Genomic DNA, 1,664 nt, shown 5'->3' on the forward strand with positions numbered 1-1,664 from the left:
CGGCCCGCTGGGCATCGGTCACCGACAACGGCGGAATCTTCGGACCCGGACGACTCATACCGAACCAACGACGAATCTCCGACTCAGGTCACTAGGAGCTGTCCGGGCGATCATGTGGCCGGCCCGTGCCTGGGTCGTTGTTGTGTGCATGGGCGGGCGATCTGACAGACGCCGCGTGGGAGCGGTTGCGGCCGCTCCTGCCGGTGAGCAACGGGCGTTGGGGCCGATGGCGTGATCATCGACAGGTGATCGACGGGATCCTGCACCGGGTGCGGACCGGAGTGCAGTGGCGGGATCTTCCCGAGCGGTTCGGTCCCTGGAAGACCGTGTATGAGCGTCACCGGCTGTAGTCGGCCGACGGGACGTGGGAACGTCTGCTGCAGCAGCTCCAAGCCCCTGCCGACGTTGCGGGCGAGATCGACTGGGACATCTCGGTGGACTCCACCGTCGTGCGGGCCCGTCAACACGCGGCCGGTGCCCGAGCGGGACCGCTGCTGGCGCCGGCGTCAAAGGGGGCCGAAGCGGCAGAACACCAGGGCGAAACACCGTGGCAGAGCGTGCTCGCCCGGCTGGTGGAGGTGGTGCGGGAGGCGAGGGCCTGGGCCGCTCGCGGGCGGGTTCACCAGCAAACGCCACCTGAGTGCCGACGGCTGTTGCCGCCCGCTGCCCCTGGTCGTGACCGGCGGACAGCGGGCGGACTGCACCCAGTTCCAGGCGGTGCTGGCGAAGATCCGCGTGCCACGGGTCGGTCCGGGCCGAGCGCGCACGAAGCCCGACAGCTTCGCGGCTGCCAAGGCCTACAGCAACCGCCCGTGCCGCCAGTACCTGCGGCGCCGGGGCATCCGGCACACGGTCCCGGAGACGTCCGACAGCCAGGCCGCCCCCCTGCGCAAAGGCTCACGCGGCGGACGGCCACCCGGCTTCTACGAAGAGAGGTACAAGAAGCGCAACACAGTGGAACGAGCGATCAACAGGGAGAAGCAGTTCCGAGCTGTGGCCACTGGCTATGACAAGCGGTTATGTCTTCCTCGGCACCGCGACCACCGCAGCTGTGCTGATTTGGCTTCGGAATTGAGTCCCGATCTCACATGGCGATCGGCCGATACGACAGGCCCGATCGACCACCTCTTCAGCCGAAAGCTCCCGCTCCAGCGGCCAGAAGATCAAGGCGCCACGCACAGCGCGGCGCGCGCCCGCCCGGCGACTCGGCCCCGCGCTCATGTCTTCGCCCCGCGCGGGCCGGTCGCCGGTCGCCGCGCCACGTGCAGCGGGCAAGGACGAGAAAGCCCGCACAGCCAGGAAGGTGAGCACAGCGGCATCGCTGAGCGGCCTACGTGACCCGAGCGCGGCCGTCTGCGGCCATGGCCGTGGTGCTGCCGAGCAGGCCAGCAGTGGGAGGGGTGGCGTCCGGGTCGGGCGACGTCGCAGGGCAGAAAAGGCTGGCGGGGCCGAGCACCGTGCCGCCACCGTCACGGATGCAACAGCGTAAGCGGACCGAACGACCCGGAGATGAGCTGAGGGGGAGCTGGCTGCTGCCGCGCTGTGGCTGAGCCCGTCATGGGCGCTCCGCTAAAGGGTGTTGCAGAAGGCCGTGATCACGCAGCCGGAACCCCGCGGCTGGTCCGTCGGCTCATGCGGCGAGGGCGAGGTTGTGCATGCGGGCG

At 69.7% G+C, this 1,664-nt stretch carries 1 pseudogene; it reads left to right on the forward strand.

Features of this window, described 5'->3' with window-relative positions:
* Window positions 1-140 precede the first annotated feature (140 nt).
* Window positions 141-1,075 (forward strand): annotated as a pseudogene (locus ACIPM1_RS33825) (IS5 family transposase).
* Window positions 1,076-1,664 lie beyond the last annotated feature (589 nt).

This window comes from Streptomyces sp. NPDC086766, from assembly GCF_044746005.1.
In the GTDB taxonomy this organism is placed as follows: domain Bacteria; phylum Actinomycetota; class Actinomycetes; order Streptomycetales; family Streptomycetaceae; genus Streptomyces.